The following is a 5,222-nucleotide window of genomic DNA, read 5'->3' as shown; positions in this document are numbered from 1 at the left end:
TCTTGGGATTTTGAGGCCGCCAGCTTATCTTTGTTCATCTAAAGGAGTATAAGTTCGTCTATTGTTCTCTTTCCAAAACAAATTTACGATCTACTCCTTTTTTTTACTCTATCGTTGCAACAAAGTCAATCAAATAACATATACAAACATGCAAAAATCACATTCGAGGATAAGTAAAAACTGTCAATCCAAGTTGACTAAACAGTTGTTCTTAACTTTATCAATAAATAATAAATTCTTTATATGATTTCCTTCCAAGTACTTTTCGTTATCGTTTATATACTTATAGTTTTAATATTTTTCCTTTTACCCAAAAAGGCGTTGACCGCTGTTATTAAGAGAGACATAGATAAAGATTTTAAGCTATGGAGCAGAAGCAATCTTCAATTTTATAAACTTGTGATATTTGCGGCTGCGATAATAACCGCAATAATTATGTTTATAATTAAACTAATTTTTTATTAATAAAACTGCTTATACAATTTAAAGATTTAGATATATTTTCACCATTATAAAACATTGTTGTCCGACAAAAAAATAAAGGGGGGGCATAAAAGCCCCCCCCTTTTTCTTAGTTTGCGAGTTACGACACTTTCAAACAAAAGAATGAACTAAAGTACAAACTATTTCGGACAGCACCTGTTTTCACAGATAAGCTTTTTGTGTAACAAGTCAATTCTGCAACCGGCAATTGACAAGACCAAAGCCAACCGCTATTATAAACGCTTACATTTCTATGAACACTTCATTAGCATGCTGTACTGTGTACTATCGGGATGTACATCACTGCGTAAGATTGTAAGCGGGCTGGGCATTGCCGAAGGCAAGCTCAACCATCTGGGCATTGATTATGTGCCACCACGCAGCACCCTTAGCGACGGCAATAAGCAGCGGCCGGCCGACACCTTCAAAGCCGTGTATGAGCATCTGTACCAAAAATACAAGCCTTCTTTGTCGGACAGCACAGTGCCCAAAGCGTATTTAACGGTATTGTTCTTTGATGAGCGCTTTAATTATATTGGCACCACTGAAGCCACGCCCTATAAACGGGTAAGCCAGCGTGGCGATAATGCCAGCCCGTTGGTACTGGCGAATGTAAGGGCGCCGATAATTGAGGAAGATCACTACTATGCGTTTGGGCTGAAGATAGCAGCGATATCTTCGCAGAAGTTAGGAGACCCGAATGAGGGCTATTTAGACAACAGGAATTTATACAACGATAAAGAGCTCTTTGATGATGCGGATTTGGACTGGTATGATTACGGCTTTAGAAACTACGATGCACAGATAGGCAGGTTTACGCAGCTTGACCCGCTTACATGGGATTATCCGGAATTGACAAATTATCAATATGCTTCCAATGACCCGATATTAAACATAGATTTGGATGGGCTGGAAGGATTTAATGCTGCATTTACAGGTATTGGAACAGAGGCTAACCAATTGACTGATGTTGTTGTAACGGCTACTGTTAAGAAAGCCGCAACCTCTGCGGCAGGAATGCTTCTTTACTGGTAATGATTGAAGAAGTAAAGACATCATTGAAACTTATAAATGGAAATATCATATCTGTGAAACTGAGTTTCCTTCAAATCATTTTGAGTTTGAAGGTTACAATAAGAAGTTATATGGCATATCCTTTACACCACCTGAATGTGAAACTGTTTCTCTCACTTTTTTACAAGAATTTAAACAGATAAATCGCCCTTAAGCTTAAGCGATGTTTTATAGCTGAATCAAAGCCTAAAGATTCAACACATAATGCGTATCTCTCCCTCCCCTTTACAATCAATCTTTTGTTCTGACAAATTGAAGGTTTCTGGTAGCAGTTGCTTTTAAAAAAGTTTTTGTGATGGAAATATATTTCCACACATTCATGCCAACACTCATTGCCAGGGCAGCATGCGCCGGATGATAAAAACCTGTTCAATAGCGCCGTCCCATTGCGGAAGCATTTAAGAAAACGGCAGGCATTTTGATTGAAGAAAGTTATTATATACGGTATCATTAAAAACATCTTTATTAAACTGATATAAAAAATCAATATGAAAAAGAGTAAATTCATCAAACTGGCCTTTTTGGCATTTGTGGCCTACCTCCTGCCTCATTCTGTAAGCGCGCAGGATAAAGAAGCGGAAAAATTGATAACAGAAAGTAATAAAGCAAAAACAGCATTTATACGAACTGATCCCTCTATGGCCACTCTTTTTAAGTCTTCCTATGGATATGTTATTTTTCCAAAAATTGGCAAGGGCGGGCTGATCGTTGGCGGCTCAGGCGGCAATGGAATTCTGTATGAAAAGGGAAAGGCAGCAGGTTTGGTTAAAACCGGCCAGCTTACCGTTGGCGCCCAAGTGGGCGGCCAGACATACCGGGAAGTTATATTTTTTGAAAACCAGGATGCACTTAACCGCATGAAAGAGAGTAAAACAGAATTCAGCAGCCAGATTTCTGCGGTTGCTGTAAAATCGGGCGTATCAAAAAATGCCAAATATACCGATGGCGTATCGGTATTTACCCAGGATCTTAGCGGCCTGATGGCAGAAGCCACCGTGGGTGGGCAAAAATTCAAGTACACCGCATTTTAAGTTGTGCACAACAGACGTCTGTTTAAGTTAAGCGTCATTCCATTTTCAACATATAAAGGTCTCATGCAGTATGCAAGGCTAAGCTATAGAGACCCCTGCTATGACAAGCAGCGAGGTTATTTATGCGAACATGATTGAAACGCCATCAAAGAATCGAAGCCTGACAGCAATATCTAATCATATTTGATGAAATACCTGCTAATTGGGCAAAATAGCAGGAAAAGAAAAAATGGAAGATATTTTATCTGTTGCCAACTCCTCTACAATAAATAGAATAAAGTACGAAAATGATAATGACACCTTAGAAGTGGAATTTACCAGCGGCAGCATATATCAATACGTTGATGTTCCCTCGTACGTATGGAATGAATTTAAGGCGCAAATTGAAGCCGGTGGCTCTGCAGGATCTTTTTTTAATCGAACAATAAAAGATAACTACAGATACTCGAAAGTGTAGCTGAATAGTTAGTTTTTTACCATTCAGGCACCTGCTCACCGGTGAAGATATTTCTGATAGGCTCTGCATTTAAGAAGATTAATGATGAGTTGACGGCGTTGCGCTGCTTATCGGCCAGAGTAGCCCTGGTGATACGGTTCTTCACGTTATATAAAGCCTGTGAATTGATTAATTCACAGGCTTTATATTTTTCAGGCAAAGGAAACAACACGTTAAACCTTAAAAGCGTTGCCCTGTCTTAGCCTCAAAAATCAACGGGAACGCATGAAAAAACAGTTAATGTTAGTTTCAATCCTGCTCGCATTTATTTGCTGCGAAACACAAGCCCAGTTTTATGGCGGCGGCTTTTATATTCAAAGAGGTTATGGGCGGCCTCCCGAAGCCAGGCATTATTACCAGCAGCGCCGTCCGCAAAGGGAATCTTTTAAACCAACGGTTAACCTGAGCTTTGGCTATGGTTTCCCAAACCTCGACAAAAATTATTTTCCTGATGAATTTTATGGCGCCGTGAATGCTTACCGTGGCAGCCGTTTCTCCCAAACCGGGCCTTTTACCGGCGGCCTCGATTTTCAATTCAGCCGTTATGCCAGCATAGGCATACTGGGCACTTATGGAAAAACAAGTGTGCCTTATTATGATTACAGCAATGCAGCCAATGACTTCACCGGCGAAATACAAAGCTGGAGCCTGATGCTGAATATGATGACCTATTTTCCAACCTATGAAACAACGGTTTCGCCTTATATACGTACGGCGATTGGTTTTAATAACCGTTCAGAAAATTATGACTATTCGGATGGAACAAAAGCCATGGAAGATGTGAACAATGTTACCGACCTGGCTTATCAGGTTTCCATCGGCGCAAAATTTAATTTTTCACCTAATGCCGGCTTTTTTATTGAAGCCGGTTATGGAAGATATATTGTGAATGGAGGCTTGTGCTTTAAGTTTTAGATTGACATAGTGGGATGAAAATGGCCTAAGCGGCACGGACAGTGTGGATCAGCAAGAGATGAAATACCGGAATGACAACTTCAAAAGGTTGTCATTCTTAAACAACGGTGAGACTGTTGCATATCTTCAATCCTATTCGGCTCTCAGACTTTCCACCGGATTAGCAATAGCTGCCTTGATCGTTTGAAAACTTATTGTAAATAACGAAATAAGCATTGCTATTGTGCCTACTGAAACAAATATCCATACACTGATATTAATTCTATACGCAAAGCCTTGTAACCACTCATACATCATCCAATACGATAATGGAAATGCAATAACACAAGCAATTAACACCAACCTTAAAAAATCTATTGATAAAGCATTAACGATGCCGGCAACACTTGCCCCTAATATTTTTCGAATACCAATTTCCTTTGTTCTTTGTACAGTGCTATAAGCAGAAAGACCTAACAAACCTAAGGCCGAGATAAGTATAGCCAAAACTGCAAAAATCAGAAAAAGAGTACCAAACCTGTTTTCTGAACGATATTGTTTATCGAAATCTTCATCCAGAAAACTATAACTGAATATGCGACTGGGGATAACTGCATTCCATTTGCCTTCTATTGCTTTAAGAGTAGATTGCAGGTTTACTGGTGAGACTTTTATTGAAAGTACCGGATCAACTCCTGCATCCACAATAAGCATGGTTAATGGCTTTATTGGTTCTTGTAAAGATGTAAAATGAAAATCTTTTATTACGCCTATAATATTACCTTCCCTTCCCCATTGTTTAAATTTTCGGCCAACCGCCTCTACAGGAAACCTATAGCCTAAAAGCCTGGCTGCACTTTCATTAATTATCATTGAATGTAAACTATCTGTTGAGAAGTCTTTTGAGAAAGTTCTTCCGGCAATAACCTTCATCTTATATTCATCTATATAATTATAATCAACTAAATAAACGTCCATATCAGCACTTTGCATATCGCCTGTTCCATTCTCTATTTTCGAGCCGGTTATCATATTACCCTGTCCAGGAATACCATTGGAAGAAGTAACATCAAGCACGCCCGGAATAGATAAAAGAGACGCTTTAAAAATGTTCTGATTTTTATACTAAGTTGCTTTAATAATTCCGAAATTAAATTGTAGTAAAGATATCAGCTCATCCAATTGATATTCGAGATTAGAGAAGAACTGCTCAATTGCCGATTGAAACTCCTCAAAATACTGGT

The 5,222-nt window shown here is 39.0% G+C and carries 5 protein-coding genes; 4 read left to right on the top strand and 1 reads right to left on the bottom strand.

The genetic code is table 11. The annotated features are described in order from the left end of the window. Window positions 1–639: 639 nt before the first annotated feature. The 4 genes from QM629_RS11955 to QM629_RS11940 all read left to right on the top strand — a co-directional run bounded on the left by QM629_RS11955 (window position 640) and on the right by QM629_RS11940 (window position 3,999). Window positions 640–1,518 carry a DUF4372 domain-containing protein gene (locus QM629_RS11955; RefSeq protein ID WP_415160107.1) on the top strand — a complete coding sequence of 293 codons (879 nt, stop codon included), beginning with the start codon at window positions 640–642 and terminating at the stop codon, window positions 1,516–1,518. Between the two features lie 527 nt (window positions 1,519–2,045). Further along, a complete protein-coding gene (locus tag QM629_RS11950) occupies window positions 2,046–2,588 on the top strand; it encodes a hypothetical protein (protein ID WP_415160106.1) in 543 nt (180 codons plus the stop codon). A 202-nt stretch (window positions 2,589–2,790) separates the two neighbouring features. After that, window positions 2,791–3,045: a KTSC domain-containing protein gene (locus tag QM629_RS11945; RefSeq protein WP_415160105.1), complete on the top strand. Its 255-nt coding sequence runs from the start codon at window positions 2,791–2,793 to the stop codon at window positions 3,043–3,045. A gap of 279 nt (window positions 3,046–3,324) precedes the next feature. Next, window positions 3,325–3,999: a hypothetical protein gene (locus tag QM629_RS11940; protein ID WP_415160104.1), complete on the top strand. Its 675-nt coding sequence runs from the start codon at window positions 3,325–3,327 to the stop codon at window positions 3,997–3,999. Between the two features lie 132 nt (window positions 4,000–4,131). Here the strand turns inward: QM629_RS11940 and QM629_RS11935 are convergent, their stop codons facing one another. Next, window positions 4,132–5,055, bottom strand: coding sequence for an ABC transporter permease (locus QM629_RS11935; protein ID WP_415160103.1), 924 nt, complete (start codon window positions 5,053–5,055; stop codon window positions 4,132–4,134). Between the last annotated feature and the right edge of the window lie 167 nt (window positions 5,056–5,222).

This window comes from Parafilimonas sp. (assembly GCF_047606085.1).
GTDB lineage: Bacteria > Bacteroidota > Bacteroidia > Chitinophagales > Chitinophagaceae > Parafilimonas.
The sequence above is the reverse complement of the archived record's forward strand: the minus strand, read 5'-3'. Positions and strand labels throughout refer to the sequence as shown.